The sequence below is a fragment of the Vibrio eleionomae genome (assembly GCF_009874545.1).
Taxonomy (GTDB): Bacteria; Pseudomonadota; Gammaproteobacteria; order Enterobacterales; family Vibrionaceae; genus Vibrio; species Vibrio nitrifigilis.
Genome location: NZ_WEKT01000003.1, coordinates 169,892 through 195,286 on the forward strand (window position 1 = coordinate 169,892; position 25,395 = coordinate 195,286).

The following is a 25,395-nucleotide window of genomic DNA, read 5'->3' on the forward strand; positions in this document are numbered from 1 at the left end:
GTTAGGCGTATGTCTTCGTTATACCCTTGGTTAGCTGAACCTTGGCAACAGTGGCAGCAGAGGTTAGACGACGGTACTTTTGCTCATGCGACATTAATACTAAGTCAGCAGGGGATGGGTGCCTTTCAGTTAGCGGAGCAGTTTGCGTGCGCTCTGATGTGCACGACCTATACTAGTGAGCCATGTGGATTTTGCCATGGGTGTGGGTTGATGAAATCAGGCAGCCATCCTGACTACCACGTGATCCGCCCTGAAAAAGAAGGGAAGGCGATTACCGTTGAGCAGATAAGACAGTGTAACCGGTGGGCGCAGGAGTCTTCGCAGCTTTCTGGTTATCGCATTATTGTGATTGAGCCTGCTGAGGCTATGAATGAGTCGGCAGCAAATGCCTTGCTTAAAACTTTGGAAGAGCCTCCTGAAAAGTGCGTGTTTGTTTTATTGACTCACCAAGCTAATCACTTGTTACCAACAATAGTCAGCCGTTGTCAAAAATTGATTATCCAGACACCAGCAGCACAGAATGTGAGTGATTGGGTCGGCACGACACTTAATCAAGCCATTCCACCATTTGCGGCACATTTACATGATAACTCCCCTTTGCTTACTAAGGCATTTATAGAAGAGGGGGGAATCAAGCAATATGACGCAGTAGAGCAAAGTTTTATCCGTTCTCTTTCTGATGATATGAGTGCCGCTTTAGAATGTGCAAAATTGATCGCTCAATCACCCACCAGACATTTAAGTTGGTTATGGTATTTACTCAGTGACGCCCAGAAGGTCCAGTTTGCCGTTAGCCAGCCTGCGCAATTGCCGGGGGCTCAAGCTGTCTCTGAACTACTGAGCTACAATGTGTTGTACCAACAAAGCCACAAGCTACTTGAAATGATGGAGCAATTGCGAGTCTTTAGTGGTTTAAATGCAGAACTTCTTATTACTAACTGGCTATTTAATATTAACGAGGAAACATGTTTGTAGATTCTCACTGTCATCTCGACAAGCTCGATTACGACGAGTTACATACTGGTATTGACGATGTCTTAAATAAAGCGGCAGAAGTGAACGTTAATGAGTTTCTATCAGTCAACTGTACGTTAGATAGCTTCTCTGAAATGTTGGAATTGATTGAGCCACATAAAAATGTACACGCGTCATGTGGAGTACATCCTCTCGATGTTGAAAGCGAATTTTCGCTCGATATTTTTCGTCGTTATGCTCAGCACCCACGAGTAGTGGCGATTGGTGAAACAGGATTAGATTACCATTACAAACCTGAAACAGCCGATTTGCAGAAATTGCGCTTTAAGCAGCAAGTTGAATTGGCCGTAGAGCTTAATAAGCCACTAATTATTCATACCCGTAATGCCCGACAAGATACATTGGACATTTTACGCGCAGGTGGGGCAGAGCGCTGTGGTGGTGTTATTCACTGTTTTACCGAAGATTTGGCATTTGCTGAAGCGGCGATGGAACTTGGGTTTTACATTTCAATTTCTGGTATCGTGACATTTCGCCAAGCTGATGAATTAAAAGAAGTGGTTAAACAGTTGCCACTTGAGCGTTTGCTTATTGAAACAGATTCTCCTTATCTTGCGCCCGTACCGCATCGTGGTAAACAAAATCAACCGGCTTATGTCGTTGAGGTTGCGGCTTATATTGCGCAATTGAAAGGAATTTCTGTTGCACAAGTGGCTGAAACTACAACGAAAAACTTCAAAACGCTTTTTTTGCGTTAGAAAATTATGTTGCGTTAAAAGGGAGCCGTCGCTCCCTTTTTTGCTATAAAACTGGTTTTATAGTGTGGTGTGTGTGTTTATTCAACAAACTGTTCAATGCGTAAGCAATTAAACTCCATGGATAAATTTGCTGGACGAAAAAGCTTGTCTACGTCATTTCTTTGTATCGCGAAATTATTACTTTTAAGTAAAAAATAACAGAAAAACAAATGGTTAGATTTACATTTGATTGATTGTTAGCCGTTGCTTATTGTGATCTGTTTATTACTTTGCAACTAAATTTCGTTACTCGCTGGAAAGTTTGAGGCTCATCAAGATATATTTAGAGCCGGAAAATATAATGCATCATGCAGTTACATTTCCTTGGGGACTAACACTATGGCTACGGGGGTGTGCCGTTAGAACCCAAACTATTCTAATAACTCAATCAGGAGCATAAATCTATGAAAGGTTTCTTTAGTAAACTTTCTCAAGCAATCATGCTACCGATAGCTTTGCTTCCAGCTGCCGGTATTATGTTGGGAATCGGTGGTAGTTTCACCAACCCAACCATGGTTGAAGCTTACCAAATCTCAATTTTGCAAGACGGCACTGCGCTAAACAGTTTCTTACAAGTTATGACAGCCGCAGGTAACATCGTTTTTGCTAACTTGCCTGTAATGTTCGCACTGGCTATCGCGATTGGTTTCGCGCGCGCAGAAAAAGGTGCAGCGGCATTGGCAGCATTGATTTCATACCTAGTAATGAACGTTGCTATCGCGAAAACATTGGTTGTTGGTGGGATGATCGACTCAGCATCAAACACTGTTATTCTGATGGGCAGCAATTATTCGGGTATCCTTGCTGATGTTCTAGGCATTCACAACACACTAAGTATGGGTGTGTTTGGTGGTTTGATTGCAGGTGCTGTTACTGTTGTTCTACACAACCGTTACCACGATGCAAAACTACCTGATTACCTAGGTTTCTTCGGCGGCGCACGTTACGTTCCAATCATCAGTGCATTTGCTGCATTGTTCTACGGTATCGTTTTAACCTTTATCTGGCCATTCTTCGGTGCTGCATTTGGTGCTATCGGTGTTGCTCTAGGTGATCTTCGTGCTTCTGGTCTTGGTTACATTGCATCTTTCATCTTCGGTATCATTGAACGTTCATTGATCCCTGTTGGTCTTCACCACGTATTCTACTTGCCACTATGGCAAACAGAAATCGGCGGTACTGCTCATATTGCTGGTGAAGTTGTAAAAGGTACTCAAAACATCTTCTTCGCTTCTCTAGCGTCTGGCGATTTCTCACAATTCTCTTCTACTAACTTCATGACTGGTAAATTCCCATTCATGATGTTTGGTCTTCCAGCAGCTGCTTACGCAATGTACACACTTGTTGACCCAGAAAACCGCAAAGCAGCGGGTGGTCTATTGTTCTCTGTTGCGTTAACTGCATTCTTGACTGGTATTACAGAGCCAATTGAATTTACATTCTTGTTCTTGTCACCAGCTCTATACTACTTCTTACACGTGCCATTGGCAGGTATTTCATTCCTATTAATGGACCTTCTGGGTGTTAAAGTAGGTATGACATTCTCTGGCGGTTTTATCGATTTCTCCCTATTCGGTATTCTTCCAGGTGTAACTGGTGTTAATAACCACTGGTACTACATTATTGCCGTGGGTATTGTTTACGCGTTCGTTTACTTCTTCTTGTTCCGTTGGTACATCGTTAAATTCGATGTTAAAACTCCAGGTCGTAAAGGTAGTGCAGTAGCGGTGGTATCTAAACAAGATTACCGTGATGCAAAAGCCGGTGGTTCTGCTGGCGGCGATGACGGTAAAGCTGAAGCAATGATCGATGCTCTAGGTGGCAAAGATAACATTGTTGACGTTGATGCTTGTATCACTCGTCTACGTATTACAGTTAAAGACGCAGGTCTAGTAAAAGAAAATGATTACTGGACAACTCAGCTAGGTGCTCGTGGTTTGGTTAAAGTGGGTGAAACTGGTATCCAAGCTATTTACGGTGCACAAGCAGCAACTTACAAAGCACAGATTAACTCTAAACTTGGTAAGTAATGAGCGTTAAAGAGAAATTTAAACGCACAGGGGCATTCGTTATTGATTTTTCAATCGTCAAAATGTTTGCCCAAGTTCTCATCGGTGGCGTGTATTACGCCATCATGGGCGTTAGCTTAAGGCATCCACAGGCGTCAGGGTTACTGTCGTCTTATGGAGAAGCCGCTTTACCAATTTTGCTTGCTATCTGTGTGTTTATTCTCATTATTTTTATTGGTATGTATTTGGGGTATCACTGGGTGTGTTACCGTTATTTAGGTAACTCCCTAGCGCGCTTTTTTATGAGAGTGAATGTGGTATCCAGAGCGGATGGCAAACCTGTCGATAAAAAGACGTATTTTGAACGTGAGTTTTATAAGATTGCACTGTGTGTTTGTACTATTGGTATTTATGCCTTGTATAGTGCAGCTCAACTCTATGCTTTTGAACGTTCGCCTTATCATGATAATCGTTACTCAACACGCGTTGATGTAGATTAACCAAATACCATAGTGATACTAAAGCCAGCACCGAGTGCTGGCTTTTTCTTTTTTATCTATGTGCAATGTCATTCGCTTTAACTTGTCTGTCCTTATAAATACGTTTGGGTATAAATACGAGGACAGGTTTTTGGATTCCCATTACTTATTACTGACAAAATAATCATTGATGAAAGTTAGAGTTCTCCTAGGTTTTAATCCGTTGGAAATAAGAATGAAAAAACTAGCCATTTTATCGTTAAGCCTATTAGGTGCCTCTATGTCGACTTATGCAGCGCAAGAGTCTGAACCTAAACTAGCAGTGGGTATGGCGATTGACCAACAGCTTAGTGCAGTCCTTTCTATTGAAGATACTTACCGTTTTACATTAGGGAATAGGGGAGCGGCGGCTGACTATCTATTTAAGCGTGGCCGCTTTGATGACCCACAAATTCCTGTTACTTGGTATGTAGGCGCTGGTGGCTGGACACATTGGGATCATGATGATTATGGTGTTCGCGCTCCGATTGGTTTGAACTGGGCGGCAAACAAGCATATTGATGTGTATGGTGAAGTGCAGCCTGAAGTCGATTTACACTCAGGTCCAGATTTGCAGTTGGGTGCGGCCGTGGGTGTTACTTACCGTTTCTAATCCATGATCGATGGATATAAAAAAACCGATACGACATCGTATCGGTTTTTCTGTACAAGAAATTTGTAATTTATTTCATCGCTTTGCGAATACAGATGGCGGCACCGCCCCAAGTAATTCCCAACCCGATAACTAACATTATGATTGCGCCTGTGGTCATGCTTGAACTCCTTTATCTTTACTCGATACGTTGATAGCCACGCCGATTACAAATAGTACGGCGATCATTACCCAGCCTAGAGTTAGGTCGTAGCCGCCGTAACCAACAGTAAGTAATGTGTTTAGCTTAGTCACGATAATCACGGCAAGGATCGCTGGTGAAATGAAGCGTAGGCAGACATCAAACCAGAAGCCAATGTGGAAATCTGAATGTTGGTTTGCGTATTCACGTGATTCAGCAATACTCATCATCCAAGTCATTAGAATCAATTCAACTAGACAACTTGCGATAATACCAATGTTATTTGCGAAGTGATCGACAAGGTCAAGTAGTAGTAGGCCACCATTAGTTGCAAATGCCATTGATAGGACAAAACCGACACCAACCACGACGTTTGCTGCTTTACGACGACTCCAATGCAGCTTATCGATGATCGCTGATGTTACTGCTTCAAGTAGAGAAATGTGGGAGCTTAGACCCGCGACAACTAAAGCAAAGAAGAACAGCGGACCAAGGATGTAAGGCATTGGTAGTAAGTTGATTGCTTCAGGTACCGTGACAAATGCCAGACCTACGCCTGCAGATACCACATCGGTAATGGGTTTACCTTGTGAAGTCGCCATATAACCTAAAACTGAGAAGATCATTATGCCAGATACGATTGAGAAACCACAGTTAAGTAGCACTGTCATGAACGCATTATTACTAATATCTGATTTTTCAGGTAGGTAGCTTGAGTAAGCTAACATGATTGAGAACCCGATACTTAGAGTAAAGAAGATTTGACCATAGGCTGCTGCCCATACTTTAACGTCCCAGATTTTGCTGAAATCTGGTTGGAACATATAGTTCACACCTTCTAATGCGCCAGGAAGCGTAATCATACGAGCGATGAGCGCAAGAACCATGATAAATAGAACTGGCATCATGATTTTTGATGCACGTTCAATCCCCGCTTTTACACCGCCAGCAATAGCGGAATAAGTGATCGCCCATGCAATCAACATCGCAGCCGCAATCCCCCATTGAATACTACCTAAATTGGTCGGAGAATTATCTCCTAGGTGTAGATAGCTCTTAAAGAAATATGCGTTTGTATCTGCGCCCCAACTTTGAGTGAACGACATCCCAAAGTACGAAATTGCCCAGCCGATAACCGCTACGTAGTAAATTGCGATAACAGCAGCCACGCCTACTTGGAACCAGCCTAACCATTCGAATTTAGAACTGATTGCTTTAAGTGTTTTTGGGGCGCTACCACGGTGTCTTTGACCCATACTAAATTCAAGGATCATGAAAGGAATACCCGCGGTGATCATCGCGAATAAATAAGGGATAAAGAATGCCCCACCGCCATTTTCATAGGCCATATATGGAAAACGCCAAATGTTGCCTAGTCCGACTGCGGACCCAACCGCAGCCATAATAAATCCAACACGGGATCCCCATTGTTCGCGCTTCATTGTTGACTCCTTACAACTCTGAGTTATGAAGCATCTCTTGTGACTAGTTCTGCTTAAATATTGAAATTAAGAGTTTTAGTTCCAATCTTAGCAAAAAGTTGGTTATAAATTTTGTTAACCAGTCGAGAGCTTAGAATATTATGCTAAAAATTATGATGTGTGTTTGCGAATTCTGAAATATTCAGCTGCGCATTAGCTTCGAGACTACAATTTAATCCTAACTAAGGCAATAGAATATAAGTGAAAGGAAATTTACCTTTATTGGTATTTAATGCGATATTTATAGTTGTTATTTGGTGTTAAATATCAAATGTAATCCATATATATAGTGGTAAGTTCTGTAAAATGTTTAATTGATAACGAATTAACCTTTAATTTTATTTGGTGCTAATGACTGATTTTTACTCAAAATACAGAGCTTATGACCTAAATCAAAAACTTGTTTTGTAAATACCAATACTGTTTTCCTGCTTGGAGCAAATACGTTGTGATTTTAGTCGCTTTGCCGAATAACAAGACACTACATTAACGCTATCTATTGCTATGCTATTAATGTAGTGGTTGTGATGGTCATCGATACCAATAGTGTGATCGGATGATGATGTCAAAGATGAAGAGATTGTTTAAAATTACGGCACAGGGTAACAACAGAATATAAATTCTGTCCGTCTATTTGCTTTCTACTTAACTGTTTGGAGAATATGATGAACTACGACCTTAAGTTTTCTTTGATTGTTACTTTGATTGCATTTGTTGTTTTTATCGGCAGCGGGTTGATTGCAATCGCACACTAGCCTGAAGGAGTTCTGCTGATGGGACGTAATAGTGGAACGGTTTCTGATACAACGGTAAATATTGATGAACAACGTTTATCTAAATTTATCGGCGGCAAAAGCGCTTTAGTTGCTCAGGGGGGAGGTCAACGTGGAATTTTCACTGCGGGAGTCTTTGATGCGTTTCTCCTCTCTAATTTTGATCCTTACAATGAATATTTTGGTACCTCAGCAGGTGCGTTAAACCTGTGTCCTTTTCTTTGTCGTCAACACGGCTTAAGTAAATCTTTTATTTGTGAATTAACGACAGACCCTTCTTTTTTCCATTTGTTTAGTTATATCAGGCGTAAACAATACCTTAATTTGGATTGGGCGCTGGATCAGATATTGGATTATCCATACAAATTAGACGTCGATATGGGACGTCAAGTCCTTGGTAGTCAACGTAAAGCTTTTGCTGCTGTTACATCAACAACCAGCCTGAATGATCATTACTTCCCCATGTTGCACGACGATTGGCGTGAGGTTCTAACCGCAACTTGTGCTATTCCGGGGTTGTATCCTGGTTTTGCATCGGTTGGTGGTGAGTTATACATGGATGGTGGGGTTTCTGCCGCCATCCCAGTTCAGGAAGCGTGGCGTCGAAGTGCTCGCTTTATTACGGTGGTTCGAACTGAATGTGTGAATGACAGTTTAGAGCAGCAATTGAAGCGTGATGTTCATCATCAAGAAGTGACTTGGTTTAAAGACTCTCTTAACAATATCCAATTGCAGTGGCAAAACAAATTGCAGAGTTGGAAAAACGATTGGGGTTCATTTCTTCAAGAGAAGCAGACTAGAGCACAGCAAGCTAATGCGTTGGATATTATGAATGGCGGACGCTGGTTTTTTGGCGCTGGTGATATCTATCGTATGGGACATTTGCTTGGTCAGAAATTCGATTCTGGTTTTGCTGATATGCTGATGGTTCACTATCAAACCTATTCACTAACGCGCGAGTTTTTACAATCTCCCCCTGATGATGTCTTTATTGTACAAATTGCCCCTCAAGAGCCACTGAAATCGGGATCATTAATGAGTAAAAAAGAGGACTTATTCCATGATTACCGTTTAGGGTTGCAGGCAGGATTTCGTTTCATTGAATCTTATCAGCGCGCTGTACATATTTGGTCAACGCGGACTATCTATGAACAGCTTGGCATTGATGAAGAACCTGCCCCTGATACCGATTCTGCCTAAAGTCTGTTGGAATCGTTATTACAGCGAGACGTTAGTCGTCTCGCTGTTGTGGAGCATTACTTGTTATAGAACAGGTAAAATACGCATGGTGTTAGTGGACCCTTCAACATCCATAATGTCACCTTGAGTAATAATCACTAAATCACCAAATTCTAGTAGCTTATGCTCTTTGAGTGATTCTAATGCCGCTTGGGCTACCTCATGGCCTTCACGACCTTTACTATCAAAGTAGAATGGAGTCACTCCGCGATAAAGGGCACAGCGATTAAGGGCGATATCATTTTTCGATAAAGCAAATATTGGGAAATGCGTATTTAAGCGCGATGTCATCAGAGCCGTTCTGCCTGATTCTGTAAAAATGACCATGGCTTGCACCCCTTCAAGGTGGTTAGCCGCATAGATTGTCGACATGGCAATGGCTTCTTCTTCTGTCGCAAAAACCCCTGAAATCCTATAGTTCTGTTTATCTGATTCAATCATCTTCTCGGCGCCAACGCATACAGCTGCCATGGCCTGAACGGTTTCTAATGGGTATTTACCTGCTGCTGTTTCACCAGAGAGCATCACTGCATCAGTCCCATCAAGAACGGCGTTTGCGACATCCATTACTTCAGCACGCGTTGGCATTGGGTTCGCAATCATTGATTCCATCATTTGTGTTGCCGTGATAACGACACGATTAAGGGCTTGGGCTCGGTTAATGAGCTTTTTCTGAACCGCAATAAGTTCAGGATCGCCGATTTCGACACCCAGATCGCCACGTGCGACCATAATGACATCGGAGGCGCGAATAATATCGTCAATATTGTCGTCGGTAGCCACCGTTTCTGCCCGTTCGACTTTTGCGACCATACGCGTAATTAGCCCAGCATCTCTCGCTAGACGGCGGGCATACTTCATATCTTCGCCGTTACGCGGAAATGACACAGCAAGGTAATCTACTTTGATTTCTGCTGCTAGTAAGATGTCGCGCTTATCTTTTTCTGTAAGCGCATCGGCGGATAGCCCACCGCCTTTTTTATTAATGCCTTTGTTATTGGAAAGAGGGCCGCCGACGGTGACTTGAGTAAAGACTTTGCTCTCCTCAACCGAGATGACTTGCAGTTGTACTCGGCCGTCGTCTAACAGCAAAATATCGTCACGGCGTACATCTTGTGGGAGTTTTTTATAATCTATACCAACAGCTTGTTGATTTCCGGTGCCAGGAAGCATTTCAGCATCTAAAATAAAACGGTCGCCTTCTTGTAGTAGAATACTTCCTTCAGCAAAGGTGGATACGCGAATTTTAGGTCCCTGTAAATCGCCTAGTATGGCAACGGTTCTGCCTAATGATGCGGCGATTTCCCGAACTTTTTGTGCACGTAATTTATGATCGTCAGCACTGCCGTGAGAAAAGTTCATGCGTACGACATTCACTCCCGCGCGAATAATGGATTCCAATACACCGCTCTTATCGGTTGATGGGCCTAGCGTTGTCACTATTTTGGTTCTTCTTTGAATGGATGACATACCGTTTCTCCTGCACTTAACTCAGAGGCATAATATTGATGTAGTCCTTAGCTAAAGTTTGGAAGTGATTGAAAAATTTACCAGTATCAGAGCGAAAATTTATGGCGTAAATTCCCATTTATTTTTGTGTCGGTATACGATTTATTACGCTAACTATTTGACTAAACGCGCAAACTTCTATTTCTATACGTGATGGTTGTCACGTGGAGCTATCAAATCGCTTCACAATTAGTTTGCAAAGTAAAAAAATTAGCGTGTTGTTTTTTTCTGGAGTGTGTCATGTACATGGCCCAACCCGGTCACATTGATCATATTAAGCAGATCAATGCTGGTCGAGTGTATAAACTCATAGACCAAAAGGGTCCTATTTCTCGTATTGATTTATCAAAAACGAGTGAGCTTGCTCCCGCGAGTATTACTAAAATTACTCGCGAGCTTATTGATGCCCATTTAGTGCATGAGACCACTGTTCAAGAAGCGATTTCTCGAGGCCGGCCAGCCATTGGTTTGCAAACGAATAACGAGGGATGGCAATTCTTATCTCTGCGTTTAGGCCTTGGTTATTTAGTGTTAGCCCTGCATGAGTTGGGGGGCGAAGTGCTGGTGGATAATAAAATAGATATCCACGAAATTGATCAAGATGATCTTTTAGAACGGCTGCTATTTGAAATCAAAGACTTTTTCCAAACGTATTCGACCATGGTTGATCGCGTTACCAGCATTGCTATCACTTTGCCCGGGCGAGTTAATTCAGAGCAGGGGATTGTGCTCACAATGCCCCATTATCATGTGAAGAATTTGCCTCTTGGTGAGGAAATCTATCGCGCAACTGGTTTACCTGTTTTTCTAGCGAATGATACTCGTGCGTGGGCGTTGGCTGAAAAGTTATTTGGTCATGCGCAAGATGTTGAAAATTCAGTTTTAATTTCTATTAACCATGGAGTCGAAGCTGGGATTATTCTTGATGGTCGGGTGCTACAAGGTCGCCATGGTAATATTGGTGATCTTAGCCATGTACAAACTCAAGCTCATGGTGGTGTGTGTGAATGTGGTAATGTGGGGTGTTTGCAAACGGTCGCCAGTGCAGAGGCTATTTGTGCGGAAGCGTTACGGCGTTTAAATGACGGCGAATCCTCTTCACTTAACCCTAGTCATGCGATGTCGATTGATGCGATCGCATTAGCAGCAGCCGATGGCGATCCGCTATCATGTGAATTGATTGAAAAGCTTGGTCATGATCTTGGTGCTGCGATCTCGATCATTGTTAATTTGTTCAATCCTGAAAAAGTGCTGATTGGTGGTGCAATCAACTTAGCAAAAAACGTCCTTTACCCTGCTATGCAACAATGTATTCGTGAACAGAGCTATCCTGATTATCAACAAGAGCTACACTTGATAGAGTCTCGTTTCTATAAGCAAGCCACTATGCCTGGTGCAGCCCTTATAAAACAAGCACTTTACGACGGATTGTTATTGATGAAAGTTGTTGAAGGGTAAGGTTCCTTTCTATTGATCAATTTATTCTTTAGTGACATTTACAAATTGGTTAACTGACTATAATGTTATGTAAGTCTATTCATTTCTGGGAATCCTTATGTCAGGTGTGTTAAATACCGTTGATGCTCGTACGAACCTTGTGGGCGAGAACCGACTAGAGTTGTTACTCTTTAGTCTTAATAGTTCCCAAGTGTTCGCTATTAACGTGTTTAAAGTTAAAGAAGTCATTCAAGTTCCGGTTCTAACTAAGATGCCTGGTTCTCACTCTCATATTACTGGAGTTGCGTCACTTCGTGGTGAAGCCGTGCCAGTGATTGATTTGCGACAAGCGATTGGATTCCCAGAAAGTCGTCTAGAAAAACCAGAACAGAATTTGATCATCACGGAATATAACCGTTCGGTACAAGGATTTTTAGTTGGGCAAGTGCGTAATATTATTAATACCACTTGGACCGAGATTCAACCGCCGCCAAGAACGTCAGGGCGTTCTAATTATTTGACAGCGATTACGCAAGTTAAAGAGAACGAGAAATCTCATATTGTAGAGATCATTGATGTTGAAAAAGTGTTGGCGGAAATCATTGATTACGATGTATCTATCTCTGAAGAAGTGTTAGATAGAGATTTATTGACCGAAATGGACGGTCGTCGCGTTTTGATTGTGGACGACTCAACTACGGCACGTAATCAGGTGAAAGGAACGTTATCTCAACTTGGTCTTCAAATCATTGAGTGCCGTGATGGTATGGAAGCTCTTAACTTGCTCAAACGTTGGTGTGATGAAGGTAAGAACATCAATGATGAGCTGTTGATGATGATTACTGATGCTGAGATGCCTGAAATGGATGGTTATCGCCTGACTTATGAAGTTCGCCAAGACCCACGTATGAAGGATTTACATATTGCTTTGAATACTTCATTGAGCGGCAGTTTCAATGAAGCCATGGTACAGAAAGTAGGGTGTAACCGCTTTATCTCAAAATTCCAGCCTGACATGTTGGTTGAAATTGCTCAGGAACGGCTGAAAGAGTTGCTGTAACTTTTTATACCGATGCAGTTTTGTAGGAAAGGCGCACAAGTCATGTGCGCCTTTTTATTACTATCAGTGAAAATCTCGAGAAGGGGCTTGGAGTGTATGAAGTTGAGGTGTTAAATCGATTAATCGTCCAGCAATCACATGGCAGACGCTGCCTTGTTTTTCCAAAATACCTTTTACCATGAGAATTTTAGCATTGAGATAGACTTCTTTTTGTGCCCGTGCAGTCGCTCCCCAAACCACAACATTGATGTTGCCCGTGTCATCTTCCAAAGTAAAAAAGGTCACCCCTCCAGCTGTTCCCGGCGATTGCCTACCAGTGACAACACCCACCACAGTGACTAACGATTGATGCTCTTTATGGATGAGATCTTGCTGACGAACAAAACGTCCAAGTAATCCTGCTTTTTCTAGTAAAGGAATCGGATGGTGCTCTAAAGAAAGTCCTAGCGCGGCATAATCTTCAATTAAGTTGTCACTGTCGCTGGGCAGAGCGGTATAGTTTGGCGCAGGTTCATGTACATCGCGAAACAAGGGGAGGTCACTTAAGGTATCCATCATTTCCCAGCGTGTTACATAGCGGTTGTTCGCCAGATTATGCATGGCATTAGCAGATGCGAGCGCTTCTATGTCTTTGCGGTTCAGCCCTAAAGATTTTATCGTGTTGATATGTTGATATCCCGTTTTAGGTCGACTGTCGATCAGTGTGGTCGCGCCTTGAAGGCTTAAACTACGCACTAAACGTAACCCCAGTTGGATTGCCTGTCCTTGTAAATGAGGAACGATGGTGTGATCGTATTGAGAGTGATTAACACAGACGGGCAATATGGTTAATTGGTGACGCTGAGCATCTTGGATTAACTGTGAAGGGCTATAGAATCCCATAGGTAGGCTATTCAGAAAGGCGGTATAAAATGCTTCTGGGTAGTAATATTTAAGCCAAGCCGAGCAGTAGGCTAATACTGCAAACGAAGCCGAATGACTTTCGGGGAAGCCATATTCACCAAACCCACATATCTGGTCATATAAGGTTTGTGCAAACTCATGGCTATAGCCGCGGGACTCCATTCCTTTGATCAGTTTGTCCTTAAATTTTGCGAGTTCTCCTGTTTTCTTCCACGATGCCATAGCACGACGCAGTTGGTCTGCTTCGCCACCACTAAATCCCGCTGCCACCATCGCTAACTTAATGACTTGCTCTTGAAATATCGGTACACCCATCGTGCGCTCAAGTACTGAACGTACCTCTTCTGAAGGATAAGTGATCGCTTCTAAACCATCGCGTCGTTTTAGATATGGGTGAACCATATCACCTTGAATTGGACCTGGACGGACAATTGCGATCTGTACAACGAGATCGTAATAGCAGGCAGGCTTGAGGCGTGGCAGCATGCTCATCTGAGCACGTGATTCAATCTGAAAAACGCCAACGGTATCCGCTTGTTGAATCATGTGATAGACATTCATGTCATCTTGCAGGCATGTAATATCAGCGATGCTAAGGTGCCTGTTATAGTGATGAGCGACTAAATCGAAACATTTACGAATTGCAGTGAGCATGCCTAGTGCTAACACATCGACTTTCAGCAACCCTAAACTTTCAATATCATCTTTATCCCATTGAATAATAGTGCGGTTTTCCATGGCTGCATTTTCAATTGCCACCATTTCATAAAGGGGACCTGCAGAGATGACAAATCCGCCCACATGCTGCGAAAGATGGCGAGGAAATCCTAAGATCTCATTGACCAAAGAGATAAATTGTTCACCTAGTAAAGAATCAGGTTGCAGGCCTAATTCAACAATCTGCGCTTGCCACCCTTTTGCACGGTCACGACGATTGATATTTTTTATAAAAAACTCTAATTGAGACTCTTCAATACCTAACGCTTTTCCTACATCGCGCACCGCACTTTTAAAACGATAAGAAATAACAGTCGCAGCAATGGCGGCTCTTTCTCGGCCATATTTGTTATACAGATATTGAATTACTTCCTCGCGACGTTCATGTTCAAAATCAACATCAATATCGGGCGGTTCGTTGCGTTCTTTACTAATGAAACGTTCAAAGAGTACCGATATCTGTCTTGGGTCAACGGATGTGATGTCTAAACAGTAACAAACGACGGAGTTAGCTGCGGAGCCTCGTCCTTGATAAAGAATCTTTTGCTGCTTGGCGAAGCTCACCATATCGTGAATGGTAAGAAAGTAATAGGGGTAGTTGAGCTCTTCAATGAGTGAGAGCTCTTTATCAATAGTGGCCTGAATATCATTAGGGACCCCATTAGGAAAGCGGCGGGCTTTTCCTTTGCTGACTAAATGACGGAGATAGTTCATTGCCGTATAGCCATCAGGTACGAGCTCACTAGGGTATTCGTAGCGTAAGCTATCGAGCTGAAATTGGCAGCGCTCGGCAATAGCAATACTTTCTTGTCGCCATGCTTGAGGAAATAGCTTCGCTAATTTATTTTCACTGCGTAATGCTCGTTCTGTATTGGTCAACAGGCTACCCTGAATATTTCGTAGTGCTTGATTTTTTTTGATGGCTGTTAAGACATGTTGTAACGGCAATCGTGTCGCATTATGCATAAGAACACCACCACAGGCGGTGATGGGAAGAAGCAGTTGCTGTGCAAGTTGCTGACAATACTCGATATATTGATGTTCATTTTCTTCAAGATGGCGCTGTACACCAATCCATAATCGGTCTTGATGGTGCTTTTTGAGCCAAACTCCCCAATGTTGATCTCTCTTTTTATGTTGTGGGAGCCATAAAAAGAGACAGTGCTGAGCGGACATCAAATCCCATTCTGAAAGTTGATAATGACCTTTTTCACTGCGGCGACGAGCGTTAGTGATAATGCGGCATAATTCTGCATAAGCAGGCCGAGTTGGACAAAGTAAGACAACTTGGCACTCATCATTAAGCCAAAATAGGCTACCGATAATCAGTTTAATGGTGAGCTGATGTTCTTTAATGGCAGTATAAGCACGAACGACGCCAGCCACAGAACACTCATCAGTGATTGCCAGCGAATGGTAGTGGAGAAAATCTGCCTGAATCACCAGTTCTTCCGCGTGGGAGGCACCGGTGAGAAATGAGAAGTTACTCTGACAAAAGAGTTCAGCATAAGCCATAAGTCATTATCCTAGCTAAATATACCGTGAACGAACCAATGTTGCTCTGGGGTACGAAATACCCATAACCAGCGACCATCCGTTGATTGAGCAATAAAATAGTCGCGAGTGATCGCTTCTCCATCCCACCATCCTGTTGCGATGCGTTCAGGACCATGGATAAGTGTTATTTTGTCATTGAGAGGTTGTGGAACAGGGTAAAGCAAGCTCGGTCTGAGCCGGTTAGCTTGAATGGTATGTGAAATAGGTTGAGTTGGGTCGAGATATTCCGTTGTCTTCTCTGGTCTCGGATCTTGGCTTATGTAAGGAGCCACTACATGCTGTTTACCTAACTTAGCTTGTAGGGTACCAATTAAATCCAACGCACTTTGTTGCCCCTGTATTCCACGAAAAAGATCATGGCTGTCTTGAGCCTGCGAACCTGACCGCTTGACCTTTAATGTTAACGCTAAGACAGGATGACTCAGGCTAAGCGACTCTAATGTTAATCGACACAGTTGCATCCAGCGTATTGCTTGATCATCGCCTCGTGCTGATGAGAAAACGATGGTTTCTTGCTGTTGGTCACGTTGGGTCAGAATCAGCTCTAGCTCATAGGCCACTTGATTACGTAAGCGTAGATATGGCTCCAACTGGTTTAACAAACGCTGTAAAGGTTTTTCTAACCATGAGATGCGTTCGATTTCGTAAAGTAAATCGATATGTGCTTGAAACTGAACTTGTGGATGATAAAAGCACAACGGATGGTGAAATTGCCCAAGAAGGCGTCCCACATAGTTCACTAAGTCAATATTAAATCGCCGTGCAATGTCTTGCATCGGTAAGACAAGCAAAGCGCCAAGGGTCTTAATTCCGACTCGATGTAATTTTTCAATATCTTGAGTCGCCAATTCAGTTGCAGTAAGCGGGTAGGTTTTTATTTGTTTCAGTAATTGTGCTTTGTCGCAGGTTAATTGGTTTGCACCTGATTTAGCTAATAACATTGCACTAAGTGGTGAAAATCCCACAGCATAATGATAGCGAACATCAAACTGGTTCAAATGTGAAGAAATCGTCTGCCAGTAATGATCAAAGCCTGCATATAGACTCAGCATATTGGAGACTTTAAGCAGTAAACCTTGCGGGGGAAATAGCACGATGTCAGATGTCACCAAATAAAGCCACTGAGCTAAGCTTTCTAAAGTGTGAGTTTCGCCTTGATGGTCGTAATTGACCACCTGCAAATCACGGCACAAGGTCGCAGCACCAGCTAATCCCATTCCTAGCTTAATTCCATGGTTTAGAGCGACGGTGTTTGCTTGTACAACATGGTGATCTTGACCTGTTACCAAAATAATAGGCTGCTCTTCGTGAGTGAATAACGTATCCAACTGTAAATGCGAAAAATGCAGATAAAGCCATATTTGCATTGTTCACCCCTGTTTGCGGATTGGAAATGGCACCACGACAGATGTGCTTCTTGGTACCGTTAAATTCTGCCAGTAATGATCAAAGCTGACTAAAAAGGGGTCGGTAGGCCAGCCACATTTGCGTTTAGTAATTGAAATGGTGATGCCTTCATCATTCGCTTTAAGCCGCATACTCAAGGTGACGGGTAACGAAAATAGAGGTTTCGTAACTGAGCGAAATAAAAATTGTAGGCATTGGCCTGTTTCACTCGCGACTTGTAATCTGCGAGCTTGATGTACCTCTATCTCATCCTGCCATAATAATACGTGTGCACTGGCACCGCTTTTTAGACATTGCTCTGCAGCCCATAGCGCTTCTTTGCTACTGGGTGGGGTTAAGATCAAGATCTTATCAATAGGCATTCCTGCATGATGGAATGCTTCTGCAGATACGTTTCCTGGTGGATTAATGATCACTGTTAAACGTTCACTATCCTGACTTAAATAAGGCAGCAATAAACGTATTTCACCAATACCAACTGGAGTTTTGAGTTCCACGACACCTTGAGTTGGAAATCCTCCGCCCAACTGCTGATCGAGTTCCGGATAGCCGGAAGTTTGGCATTCACATTCGAGAGTTGTCTCGCTGCCCCGCCAAAGCCAGTGTTTATTTTTTAGATGTTCAATAAGTTCATACATAATGCGATACCTGTATATATATACAGTATATTTCACATGGAAAAACATTCAAGAAAAATTTAAGACGCTACCGGTAATCATTCTTACTTATCTTGTCTGTCCTAATAAAACCCACATAAACCTTAATGTGTCGGTCCTGTTAATAATGACAATCTCTATGTATAAAAAATGAACAGGAAACTAAGTTATCAATACGATTTATAAAACCATGAATGAGTTATTGATGACTGAAGGTTTTTATTTACATTTATTTAACCAGAAGGTCATAAGTTGAAAGAAAAAAGCAGGTATATCATGTACGTCAGTTGCTGTTTATTTTACCGGTGATAGCTGTATCTTGTTGAAGGTGAAGTAAAAATGACACATTGTCAGGGGAAATGTTTGATAATGTGAGTATTCTTTGTATTATGAACTTAGTTAACTATCAATTTTCTACAAATGTTACGTGGTAGAAACGTGTTGTTGCATAACAGTGAAGTAAAAATACACATTTTGTGATTAAAAGATAAGCTGTTGAAAAAAATCAGTTTGATAATCAANTTATATTTAAAATGGGTTTTTTATAAAAACCATTTTAAATCAAACTATTAGATTATTGTGCTTATTTTTTAACTGTAAAAAACTATCACTAAGGGGTTAACAAGATGTTGTTATTTAGTACCTGTAGTGTATTTTATTAAGGAGTTGTAGTATTTCGTTACAACTCCTTTTTCTCACGGCGTCCTTGAGACTTATGCCTGTCAGAGGTCTGACTGTGATTTCTGTTTTATCCTACGTATCACTTTCTGTGACGTTAGCGATAGTTAGCTATCTTTTGTGGTGTTGGTTAACACTAACATTGATAAACGACGAGCATAATATCATGGGAAAAGGTTAGGTAATTCTCCCTGTAAAGGATAATCATATGGATAGAAGACACGCGCTTAAGTTTTTAGGCCGCGCTGCATCTGCACTGGCTATTGCGCCACATGTTGTTAATGCGAAAGAAATGCATGGGGTGCCACTAGAAACAGCAATGAATGCTGACCATTTGCCTCAGCCTGCGCAAGCTGGATGGCAAGTATTGACGGATCCGAAAGACCGTGCAGCTCTTTCGGCAATTTTTGATCGTATCATTCCTGCGGACAAATATGGCCCATCTGCAACAGAAGCGGGTTGTATCGAGTTTCTTGATGACCAACTTGCTGGTGATTATGGCTCAGGTAAAGCGCTTTATTTGGAAGGTCCAATGGACCGTAAAAATGAAGAAATGCTGATGGGTAAGCCGCAGTTCTTAGCAACGCCTAAAGAACGTTATATGACCGGTATCAAAGCTCTAGAACAATACTCTCAATCTCATTTTGGCAGTTCTTTAGATGCTTTGTCTCCAGATAATATGGATCAGTTCTTATTGAACCTAGAAGCTGGAAAAATTGATTTAGGTAAAGACGTTGATGGTAAGGCTCTATTTGAGCTGATGATCCAAAACGCACGTGAAGGGTACTTATCTGATCCGCTTTATGGCGGTAACCGCAATATGGCGGGTTGGAAGATGATTGGCTTCCCAGGTGCTCGTTATGATTACCGTCCTTACTTAAGCCGTCCAGGCGAAAATCTAGAACTAATTCCAGTAAGTTTAATCCCGAACGATTAAACCGGAGCAAATAATAATGGCAATAGAAAGAGCAAAAGCCGATGTCGTGATCTGTGGTTTGGGGTGGTCTGGTTCGATCATCGCAGAAGAGCTGACACGAGCTGGCCTAAATGTCGTGGCAATTGAACGTGGCGCATGGCGCGATACGTCGACGGATTTCCCACCAGCTGTCGACCCTGATGAATTACGTTGGCAGACTCGTCGTGCAATGACTCAGCCAATGAGTGTTGAAACAACGACTTTCCGTAATAATCCAAAACAAGATGCAGCACCAGTACGAAACTGGTCAGCGTACCAATTTGGTTGGAACGTTGGTGGTGCTGGTACCCACTGGGCAGGCATGTCTTGGCGTTTCACTCCTTGGGACTTCTAAGTCGCAACCAAAACTCGTGAACGTTACGGTAAAGATAAAGCGAAAGGCCTACAGGTACAAGACTGGGGCGTGACTTACGACGAAATGGAACCTTACTACGACCGCTTTGAACGTATTGCTGGTACGTCTGGTAAAGCTGGTAACATTAAGGGTGAAAAAATCCCGGGTGGTAACGTATTCGAAGGTCCTCGTTCTCGCGATTATCCAACTCCGCCATTGCAAGACACAAACTGGACAGCGAAATATCGTAAGCTGACTACTGATCTGGGCTACCACCCATTTAGTGTTCCTGCTGGTAACCTTTCTCAGTCTTATGTAAACCCACTAGGGGTTTCTATGGGACCTTGTACTTACTGTGGTTTCTGTGATTTCCACGGCTGTGGTAACTTCTCTAAATCGTCACCTCAAGCATGTATTTTACCTGCATTGATGCGTCGTAAGAACTTCACGCTATTAAGTGAAACAGAAGTACTTCATGCTGTGAAACACAAAGACGGTAAAACAGTAAAAGGTGTTAAATTCATTACACGTGATGGTAAAGAAGGCTTCCAGCCTGCTGATATCGTGTGTATTACCGCTTACCAAATGGATAACGTTCGTCTAATGCTTCTTTCTGGCGTAGGTGAACAGTATGATCCTCGCACTGGTAAAGGAACGATTGGTCGTAACTACAGCTACCAAACGTGTTCAAGTGTGACGGGGTTCTTCGATAATGAATACATGAACCCATTCATCGGTGCAGGTGCTCTTGCGGTGCAAATCGATGACTTCAACGGTGACAACTTCGACCACAGTAACGTCGATTTCATCGGTGGTGCCGGTATCATGGCGTTCAACACCAATGGTCGCCCAATTCAAAATGCGGATGGCATCCGTCCAGGTACTCGTCGTTGGGGTACTGAATGGAAGAAAGCCTTCTCTCGTGATTACCAAAACGCAGCGACGCTATTCTGTCAGGGCACTTCAATGCCAACGAAGAATGCTTTCCTTGATTTAGATCCTCGTTATAAAGATCGTCACGGTCAGCCACTGCTTCGTGTAACTTTCGATTGGAATAAAAACGACCAACGTATGTCTAAATACATGACAGAACGTGCGGTTGATCTCATGAAGAGAGCGGGTGGTAAAGATCTGATGATCGATAACCAAGCCGAAGCTAGCTGGAACCCATACAAACAACACAGTTCACACACTATCGGTGGTGCTGTGATGGGCGCAGATCCAACAACATCTGCATTGAACCCATACTTACAAAGCTGGGATGCGCATAACCTATTTGTTGTGGGTGCTTCTGCATTCCCTAACAACGGTGGTTATAACCCAACATTGACCGTAGGTGCACTATCTGTTCGTGCTGCTCGTGCGATTCATCAAACCTACATTAACAATCCTGGTCAGTTAGTGAGAGGTTAAGGACGATGAGTACGAAAAAAGGAAAAATCATTCGCATTATCGTGCTACTCGTCGTTATCGTAGCGATTGTAGCCGGTTGGATGCTATGGAAAACGTTTGATCTGTCTCGTTCCGATGCGGCTGACGACACAGTAAAACTTTCTGAATTTAAAACAGATGATACTGCGGCGATTAAGCGTGGTGAATATATCATGCGCCTTGGTGACTGTTCTGCTTGTCACACTGAAGGTCATGGTGAAATGGCGGGTGGTTACGATATCGAAACTCCGTTCGGTTCACTATATAGCTCAAACATTACACCCGATCCAGAAACTGGTATTGGTAATATGACTGAGCGTGATTTCTTCAATGCGGTACGTCAAGGTATTGGTTCACATGGATTCTTATATCCTGCAATGCCTTACACTGCATATGTGAAATTCACTGACCAAGATATGCATGACCTATGGGCTTACTTCTCAACAGTGAAACCTGTGAAAAACGACATTGAAGAAACGAAAGATATGCCTTTCCCATTCAACGTTCGCCTATCATTGGCTGGCTGGGATATGTTGTTCTTCGACAATACTGGTTTTACTGAAGATAAAGCAAAAGGTGATGAATATAATCGTGGTAAATACCTTGTTGATGGCGGCGGTCACTGTTCTGCGTGTCACAACCCACGTAACTTCATCGGTGCAGAAATTAAGAGTAAGTATCTGCAAGGTGGTAACTTAGGTACATGGTATGCACCAGATTTAACGCCAAATCCACATAATGGTATTAGTGAAATGAGCGTTGATGGTATTGCTGAATACCTAAAAACAGGCTCAAACGGTATTGCTGTTGCATCAGGCCCTATGGCAGAAGCAGTTCAGCACTCTACTCAATACTTCACTGATAGTGATTTGAAAGCGATTGGCGTTTATCTAAAAGCGTTACCAGCGTCTGAAGGTGGTAAAACTTATCCTAAACTGGATGTGACTAAACGAGCAGGCCTCGACTACGAGGTAAACTGTTCAGCATGTCACGGCCTAGAAGGTGAAGGTATTACTGGTATGGTTCCTGCGTTTGCAAAAAATAAAACGATTGCAGCGGAAGATCCAACAAACCTTATCCATGCAATGCTAAAAGGTACTCGTGCACCGTTTACACATGTACGTACTACTGCAGCAGGCATGCCATCATTTGCTTGGAAAATGAACGACAAAGAAATTGCTGACGTTCTAAACTATGTTCGTAACTCTTGGGGTAATACCGCAAAAGAGATTACGCCTGACCAAGTAGCAGAGATGCGTAAGACTGTTGGCGCTCGAGATAAAATGGCGACACCACTACAGAAATAATCATGTGGTGAGCTATCTCTAGCTTGAAATATAAAAAGGTCGAACTGAATTCAGTTCGACCTTTTTTATTGCACTCATAAGGATAGTTAACGATGTGATAACCACTGGTGGTGGCTAAATGTTAGATTAACCCTTCTGCTTTTAGTGCTGCTTGAGTGGCTGGACGCTCTGCGATACGGGCTGAAAATGCTTGCAGTGTAGGCCAAGGAGAAAGATCAAATTCCACAAAGCCTGCCCAGTTTAAAACGGTAAACAAGTAAGCATCAGCGATAGAAAATTGATTATTGAATAAGTAATCGTTATTTCCTAGAGTGTCAGCAATCCAAGTTAAACGTTTGTTGAGCAGTGTTTCAGTGCTGGCACGGGCATCCGCCGATTGTTTAGGATTGAACATCGACCCCATTGGTTTGTGAATTTCAGTAGAGATGAACACCATTAAGCTTTGTAACTGATAACGAGCTTCACCAGAGGATGGAACAAGATTCTCTGCTGGTTTTAGATCGGCAATGTATTGTGAAATCACCAATCCTTCAGTTAGAAGATCACCATTGTCTAATTGCAGAGCCGGTACATAACCTTTGCTGTTGATCGCTAGATAATCTTCGCCAGTCTCTGTTTTTTTCTCTTTAAGATCGACTTGAACAAGTTCAAAGGGGAGACCTAGCTCTTCTAATACGATATGTGGAGCGACAGAACAGGCTCCTGGGGTGAAATACAGTTTCATAATAAGACGCTTCCTTGTTGGCTAATTGCTTGATAACAAGCATTAGTGAAGAGTCTTAGTCTAAACACCACATTAGAACAAACAAGTACTTACCTTTTAGTAAGTACCTGTATGCATATTCATGTATTTAGCGCTTGGGTTGCGCATCGATGCATTGACCGTGTATCGCCTGTCCTTCTGGAGCCATCAGATATACATACAATGGAATAATATCTTGCGGGGTTTTTAGCGTATTGGGATCTTCTGCCGGAAAAGCAGAGGCGCGCATGTCTGTACGAGTGCCACCCGGGTTAATCGCATTAACACGGACCGATGTATTGCTTAATTCATCCGCCAAAATCTGCATCATACCTTCTGTGGCAAATTTAGAGATGGAGTAAGAGCCCCAATAAGCACGACCTTCATGGCCCACTGTAGAACTGGTAAAGACTAAACGTGCGTCCTTGGATTGACGTAGCAGAGGCAATAAAGCTTGAGTCATCAAAAACTGAGCTTTGACATTCACTTGCATGACATCATCAAAGGTCGCTTCTGCGATTTGTTCTAATGGGCACAATTCACCGAGTAAGCCTGCATTGTGTAAAACACCATCTAATTGGCCAAATTGCTCTTCGATGGTGGATACCATTGCATGATAATGTTGCGATGTTGCACCTTTTAAATCGAGAGGAATGAGCGCAGGTTTTGGGTATCCTGCGGTTTCTATTTCATCGTAAGTTTGTTCTAATTTAGCCACGGTACGGCCAAGTAAAATGACTGTCGCCCCATGTGCGGCATAGCTTAGCGCGGCTTGTTTACCAATACCATCACCAGCACCTGTGACAAGGATGACTTTACCTTTTAAAGTATCGGGAGAGACGGAATAATCCATATGTGACTCCTAATTGTTAGAATTTCGTTTCAGTCTGGGTGACAAGATGGTTACAATACACTAATTCGCATTAAAGAGGATATGAACATTGGAATTTTTGATGGACTATGGTCTGTTTCTGGCCAAGATAGCGACGATTGTTGTTGCTGTTGTTGTGTTGTTAGTCATCGTCAAATCCGTCGGTGGAAAACATCATAGTGCGAAAGGGGAATTAGTTGTTACTAACTTAACCGAAAAGCATAAACACACTGTTGAAGAGTTAGAGCACCATTTGCATGACGATGCATTTTTAAAAGCACGTCATAAAGCTGAAAAGAAAGCTGAAAAAGAGAAAAATAAAGCTCGAGAGAAAGACGTTAAAAAATCAGCGAAAGCGGGTGAATTAGTTTCTACTCGTGCTCCTTATGTTTTTGTCTTGGAATTTAATGGCAGTATCGATGCAAAAGAAGTTGGCGCTTTGCGTGAAGAAATCACAGGTATCTTAGCGGTTGCTCAAGAGGGTGATGAAGTGATGCTGCGCTTAGAATCAGGTGGTGGCATGGTTCATGGCTATGGTTTGGCTGCGTCTCAATTAGATCGCATTAAAAACGCGGGTCTAACACTGACTATCTCTGTAGATAAAATTGCGGCAAGCGGTGGCTACATGATGGCATGTATCGCTGATAAAATCGTTTCTGCGCCCTTTGCTATTGTGGGATCAATTGGTGTGGTTGCACAGCTACCAAACTTCAACAAATTATTGAAAAAACATGATATTGAGTACGAACAGCTTACCGCTGGTGAGTATAAACGTACCTTAACAATGTTTGGTGAAAACACCGATAAAGCGCGCGATAAATTCAAACAAGAACTGGAAGAAACGCATGTTCTTTTTAAAGACTTTATCCGTACTCACCGCCCTGAACTAGAGCTTGATAAAGTGGCAACAGGTGAACACTGGTTTGGTACTCAAGCATTAGAGCTTGGTCTAGTCGATGAAATCAAAACATCAGACGACTTAGTGGTAGATGCCTGCAAAGATAAAACCGTTCTTGCGGTGCAATATGTGCAGAAGAAAAAGCTCACTGATAAAATTTCTGGTGTTGCTGGTGAAGCTGCCGACAGCGTATTTATGAAACTTCTAAATCGCGGTCAACGCCCAATCGTATAATACCTTCCAAGCCCTGCTCCGCAGGGCTTTTTACTGCCCATCTTTTATTAGGACAGACACATTACTGCCGCTCTTTTTAGTAAGGACAGTCA

Annotated in this window: 22 protein-coding genes; 14 read left to right on the forward strand and 8 right to left on the reverse strand. The window is 42.6% G+C overall.

Going from position 1 to position 25,395, the window contains the following annotated elements; all coding sequences use genetic code 11:
* The first annotated feature begins 9 nt into the window (after positions 1 to 9).
* The 5 genes from holB (at position 10) to F9817_RS03070 (ending at position 4,912) form a co-directional block, all read left to right on the forward strand.
* Positions 10 to 975, forward strand: a complete 966-nt coding sequence (holB, locus tag F9817_RS03050; RefSeq protein WP_161153487.1) for a DNA polymerase III subunit delta' — start codon at positions 10 to 12, stop codon at positions 973 to 975.
* The gene (locus tag F9817_RS03055; protein ID WP_161153488.1) at positions 966 to 1,733 is read left to right on the forward strand and encodes a TatD family hydrolase; all 768 of its coding nucleotides are present in this window, start codon (positions 966 to 968) and stop codon (positions 1,731 to 1,733) included. Before holB ends, F9817_RS03055 begins: the two co-directional genes overlap by 10 nt.
* 443 nt (positions 1,734 to 2,176) lie before the next feature.
* A complete protein-coding gene (locus F9817_RS03060) occupies positions 2,177 to 3,802 on the forward strand; it encodes a PTS transporter subunit EIIC (RefSeq protein WP_161153489.1) in 1,626 nt (541 codons plus the stop codon).
* Positions 3,802 to 4,281, forward strand: coding sequence for an RDD family protein (locus tag F9817_RS03065; protein ID WP_161153490.1), 480 nt, complete (start codon positions 3,802 to 3,804; stop codon positions 4,279 to 4,281). The genes F9817_RS03060 and F9817_RS03065 overlap by 1 nt, the downstream gene beginning before the upstream one ends.
* Positions 4,282 to 4,495: 214 nt before the next feature.
* Complete coding sequence (locus F9817_RS03070) at positions 4,496 to 4,912, forward strand: hypothetical protein (RefSeq protein WP_161153491.1); 417 nt, start codon at positions 4,496 to 4,498, stop codon at positions 4,910 to 4,912.
* Between the two features lie 70 nt (positions 4,913 to 4,982).
* Here the strand turns inward: F9817_RS03070 and F9817_RS03075 are convergent, their stop codons facing one another.
* A complete protein-coding gene (locus tag F9817_RS03075) occupies positions 4,983 to 5,072 on the reverse strand; it encodes a MetS family NSS transporter small subunit (RefSeq protein ID WP_161153492.1) in 90 nt (29 codons plus the stop codon).
* Positions 5,069 to 6,535, reverse strand: coding sequence for a sodium-dependent transporter (locus tag F9817_RS03080; protein ID WP_161153493.1), 1,467 nt, complete (start codon positions 6,533 to 6,535; stop codon positions 5,069 to 5,071). The genes F9817_RS03075 and F9817_RS03080 overlap by 4 nt, the downstream gene beginning before the upstream one ends.
* Before the next feature lie 704 nt (positions 6,536 to 7,239).
* Here F9817_RS03080 and cydH point away from each other — a divergent pair.
* A complete protein-coding gene (gene cydH, locus F9817_RS24475; protein WP_161153532.1) occupies positions 7,240 to 7,329 on the forward strand; it encodes a cytochrome bd-I oxidase subunit CydH in 90 nt (29 codons plus the stop codon).
* A gap of 18 nt (positions 7,330 to 7,347) precedes the next feature.
* Positions 7,348 to 8,547, forward strand: coding sequence for a patatin-like phospholipase family protein (locus F9817_RS03090; RefSeq protein WP_161153494.1), 1,200 nt, complete (start codon positions 7,348 to 7,350; stop codon positions 8,545 to 8,547).
* 63 nt (positions 8,548 to 8,610) lie between these two features.
* On the opposite strand, the gene pyk is transcribed toward F9817_RS03090, so the two are convergent.
* Positions 8,611 to 10,056, reverse strand: coding sequence for a pyruvate kinase (gene pyk / locus F9817_RS03095; protein WP_161153495.1), 1,446 nt, complete (start codon positions 10,054 to 10,056; stop codon positions 8,611 to 8,613).
* Between the two features lie 279 nt (positions 10,057 to 10,335).
* Here pyk and mlc point away from each other — a divergent pair, with 279 nt between their 5' ends.
* Both mlc and F9817_RS03105 read left to right on the forward strand, forming a co-directional pair.
* Positions 10,336 to 11,553 (forward strand): sugar metabolism global transcriptional regulator Mlc, encoded by a 1,218-nt coding sequence (mlc, locus tag F9817_RS03100; protein WP_161153496.1) that lies wholly within the window; start codon positions 10,336 to 10,338, stop codon positions 11,551 to 11,553.
* A 97-nt stretch (positions 11,554 to 11,650) separates the two neighbouring features.
* Entirely contained in the window at positions 11,651 to 12,592 is a 942-nt protein-coding gene (locus F9817_RS03105) for a chemotaxis protein CheV (protein ID WP_161153497.1), read from the forward strand.
* A gap of 63 nt (positions 12,593 to 12,655) precedes the next feature.
* On the opposite strand, the gene F9817_RS03110 is transcribed toward F9817_RS03105, so the two are convergent.
* Genes F9817_RS03110 through imuA form a run of 3 tightly spaced genes read right to left on the reverse strand, consistent with a single transcriptional unit; the run spans position 12,656 to position 17,814 of the window.
* Positions 12,656 to 15,727 (reverse strand): error-prone DNA polymerase, encoded by a 3,072-nt coding sequence (locus F9817_RS03110; RefSeq protein WP_161153498.1) that lies wholly within the window; start codon positions 15,725 to 15,727, stop codon positions 12,656 to 12,658.
* Between the two features lie 11 nt (positions 15,728 to 15,738).
* Positions 15,739 to 17,136, reverse strand: a complete 1,398-nt coding sequence (locus F9817_RS03115) for a Y-family DNA polymerase (RefSeq protein ID WP_161153499.1) — start codon at positions 17,134 to 17,136, stop codon at positions 15,739 to 15,741.
* A gap of 3 nt (positions 17,137 to 17,139) precedes the next feature.
* On the reverse strand, positions 17,140 to 17,814 hold the full coding sequence (gene imuA, locus F9817_RS03120) for a translesion DNA synthesis-associated protein ImuA (protein ID WP_161153500.1): 675 nt from the start codon (positions 17,812 to 17,814) through the stop codon (positions 17,140 to 17,142).
* A 904-nt stretch (positions 17,815 to 18,718) separates the two neighbouring features.
* Between imuA and F9817_RS03125 the strand changes: the two genes are divergently transcribed.
* The 4 genes from F9817_RS03125 to F9817_RS03135 all read left to right on the forward strand — a co-directional run bounded on the left by F9817_RS03125 (position 18,719) and on the right by F9817_RS03135 (position 22,558).
* A complete protein-coding gene (locus F9817_RS03125) occupies positions 18,719 to 19,447 on the forward strand; it encodes a gluconate 2-dehydrogenase subunit 3 family protein (protein ID WP_161153501.1) in 729 nt (242 codons plus the stop codon).
* A 16-nt stretch (positions 19,448 to 19,463) separates the two neighbouring features.
* Positions 19,464 to 19,820 carry a GMC family oxidoreductase gene (locus tag F9817_RS23800; RefSeq protein WP_202436320.1) on the forward strand — a complete coding sequence of 119 codons (357 nt, stop codon included), beginning with the start codon at positions 19,464 to 19,466 and terminating at the stop codon, positions 19,818 to 19,820.
* 69 nt (positions 19,821 to 19,889) lie between these two features.
* On the forward strand, positions 19,890 to 21,233 hold the full coding sequence (locus tag F9817_RS03130; protein WP_202436321.1) for a GMC oxidoreductase: 1,344 nt from the start codon (positions 19,890 to 19,892) through the stop codon (positions 21,231 to 21,233).
* Between the two features lie 5 nt (positions 21,234 to 21,238).
* Positions 21,239 to 22,558 (forward strand): c-type cytochrome, encoded by a 1,320-nt coding sequence (locus tag F9817_RS03135; RefSeq protein WP_161153502.1) that lies wholly within the window; start codon positions 21,239 to 21,241, stop codon positions 22,556 to 22,558.
* 121 nt (positions 22,559 to 22,679) lie between these two features.
* Here F9817_RS03135 and gstA read toward each other — a convergent pair whose 3' ends face one another.
* Positions 22,680 to 23,282, reverse strand: coding sequence for a glutathione transferase GstA (gene gstA, locus F9817_RS03140; protein ID WP_161153503.1), 603 nt, complete (start codon positions 23,280 to 23,282; stop codon positions 22,680 to 22,682).
* Positions 23,283 to 23,409: 127 nt separating this feature from the next.
* Positions 23,410 to 24,153 carry a YciK family oxidoreductase gene (locus F9817_RS03145; RefSeq protein WP_161153504.1) on the reverse strand — a complete coding sequence of 248 codons (744 nt, stop codon included), beginning with the start codon at positions 24,151 to 24,153 and terminating at the stop codon, positions 23,410 to 23,412.
* Positions 24,154 to 24,241: 88 nt separating this feature from the next.
* On the opposite strand from F9817_RS03145, the gene sohB reads away from it, so the two are divergent.
* On the forward strand, positions 24,242 to 25,303 hold the full coding sequence (gene sohB / locus F9817_RS03150; protein WP_202436322.1) for a protease SohB: 1,062 nt from the start codon (positions 24,242 to 24,244) through the stop codon (positions 25,301 to 25,303).
* Positions 25,304 to 25,395: the final 92 nt, after the last annotated feature.

What these genes read in the sequence shown, in the direction of transcription:
- F9817_RS03125 (WP_161153501.1), top strand. Translation starts at nt 18,719, where the DNA reads ATGGATAGAAGACACGCGCTTAAGTTTTTAGGCCGCGCTGCATCTGCA.
- F9817_RS03070 (WP_161153491.1), top strand. Translation starts at nt 4,496, where the DNA reads ATGAAAAAACTAGCCATTTTATCGTTAAGCCTATTAGGTGCCTCTATG.
- F9817_RS03145 (WP_161153504.1), bottom strand. Translation starts at nt 24,153, where the DNA reads ATGGATTATTCCGTCTCTCCCGATACTTTAAAAGGTAAAGTCATCCTT.
- F9817_RS03075 (WP_161153492.1), bottom strand. Translation starts at nt 5,072, where the DNA reads ATGACCACAGGCGCAATCATAATGTTAGTTATCGGGTTGGGAATTACT.
- F9817_RS03115 (WP_161153499.1), bottom strand. Translation starts at nt 17,136, where the DNA reads ATGCAAATATGGCTTTATCTGCATTTTTCGCATTTACAGTTGGATACG.
- F9817_RS03055 (WP_161153488.1), top strand. Translation starts at nt 966, where the DNA reads ATGTTTGTAGATTCTCACTGTCATCTCGACAAGCTCGATTACGACGAG.
- pyk (WP_161153495.1), bottom strand. Translation starts at nt 10,056, where the DNA reads ATGTCATCCATTCAAAGAAGAACCAAAATAGTGACAACGCTAGGCCCA.
- imuA (WP_161153500.1), bottom strand. Translation starts at nt 17,814, where the DNA reads ATGTATGAACTTATTGAACATCTAAAAAATAAACACTGGCTTTGGCGG.
- F9817_RS03105 (WP_161153497.1), top strand. Translation starts at nt 11,651, where the DNA reads ATGTCAGGTGTGTTAAATACCGTTGATGCTCGTACGAACCTTGTGGGC.
- F9817_RS23800 (WP_202436320.1), top strand. Translation starts at nt 19,464, where the DNA reads ATGGCAATAGAAAGAGCAAAAGCCGATGTCGTGATCTGTGGTTTGGGG.
- F9817_RS03080 (WP_161153493.1), bottom strand. Translation starts at nt 6,535, where the DNA reads ATGAAGCGCGAACAATGGGGATCCCGTGTTGGATTTATTATGGCTGCG.
- holB (WP_161153487.1), top strand. Translation starts at nt 10, where the DNA reads ATGTCTTCGTTATACCCTTGGTTAGCTGAACCTTGGCAACAGTGGCAG.
- F9817_RS03090 (WP_161153494.1), top strand. Translation starts at nt 7,348, where the DNA reads ATGGGACGTAATAGTGGAACGGTTTCTGATACAACGGTAAATATTGAT.
- F9817_RS03135 (WP_161153502.1), top strand. Translation starts at nt 21,239, where the DNA reads ATGAGTACGAAAAAAGGAAAAATCATTCGCATTATCGTGCTACTCGTC.
- F9817_RS03060 (WP_161153489.1), top strand. Translation starts at nt 2,177, where the DNA reads ATGAAAGGTTTCTTTAGTAAACTTTCTCAAGCAATCATGCTACCGATA.
- F9817_RS03110 (WP_161153498.1), bottom strand. Translation starts at nt 15,727, where the DNA reads ATGGCTTATGCTGAACTCTTTTGTCAGAGTAACTTCTCATTTCTCACC.
- cydH (WP_161153532.1), top strand. Translation starts at nt 7,240, where the DNA reads ATGAACTACGACCTTAAGTTTTCTTTGATTGTTACTTTGATTGCATTT.
- gstA (WP_161153503.1), bottom strand. Translation starts at nt 23,282, where the DNA reads ATGAAACTGTATTTCACCCCAGGAGCCTGTTCTGTCGCTCCACATATC.
- F9817_RS03065 (WP_161153490.1), top strand. Translation starts at nt 3,802, where the DNA reads ATGAGCGTTAAAGAGAAATTTAAACGCACAGGGGCATTCGTTATTGAT.
- mlc (WP_161153496.1), top strand. Translation starts at nt 10,336, where the DNA reads ATGTACATGGCCCAACCCGGTCACATTGATCATATTAAGCAGATCAAT.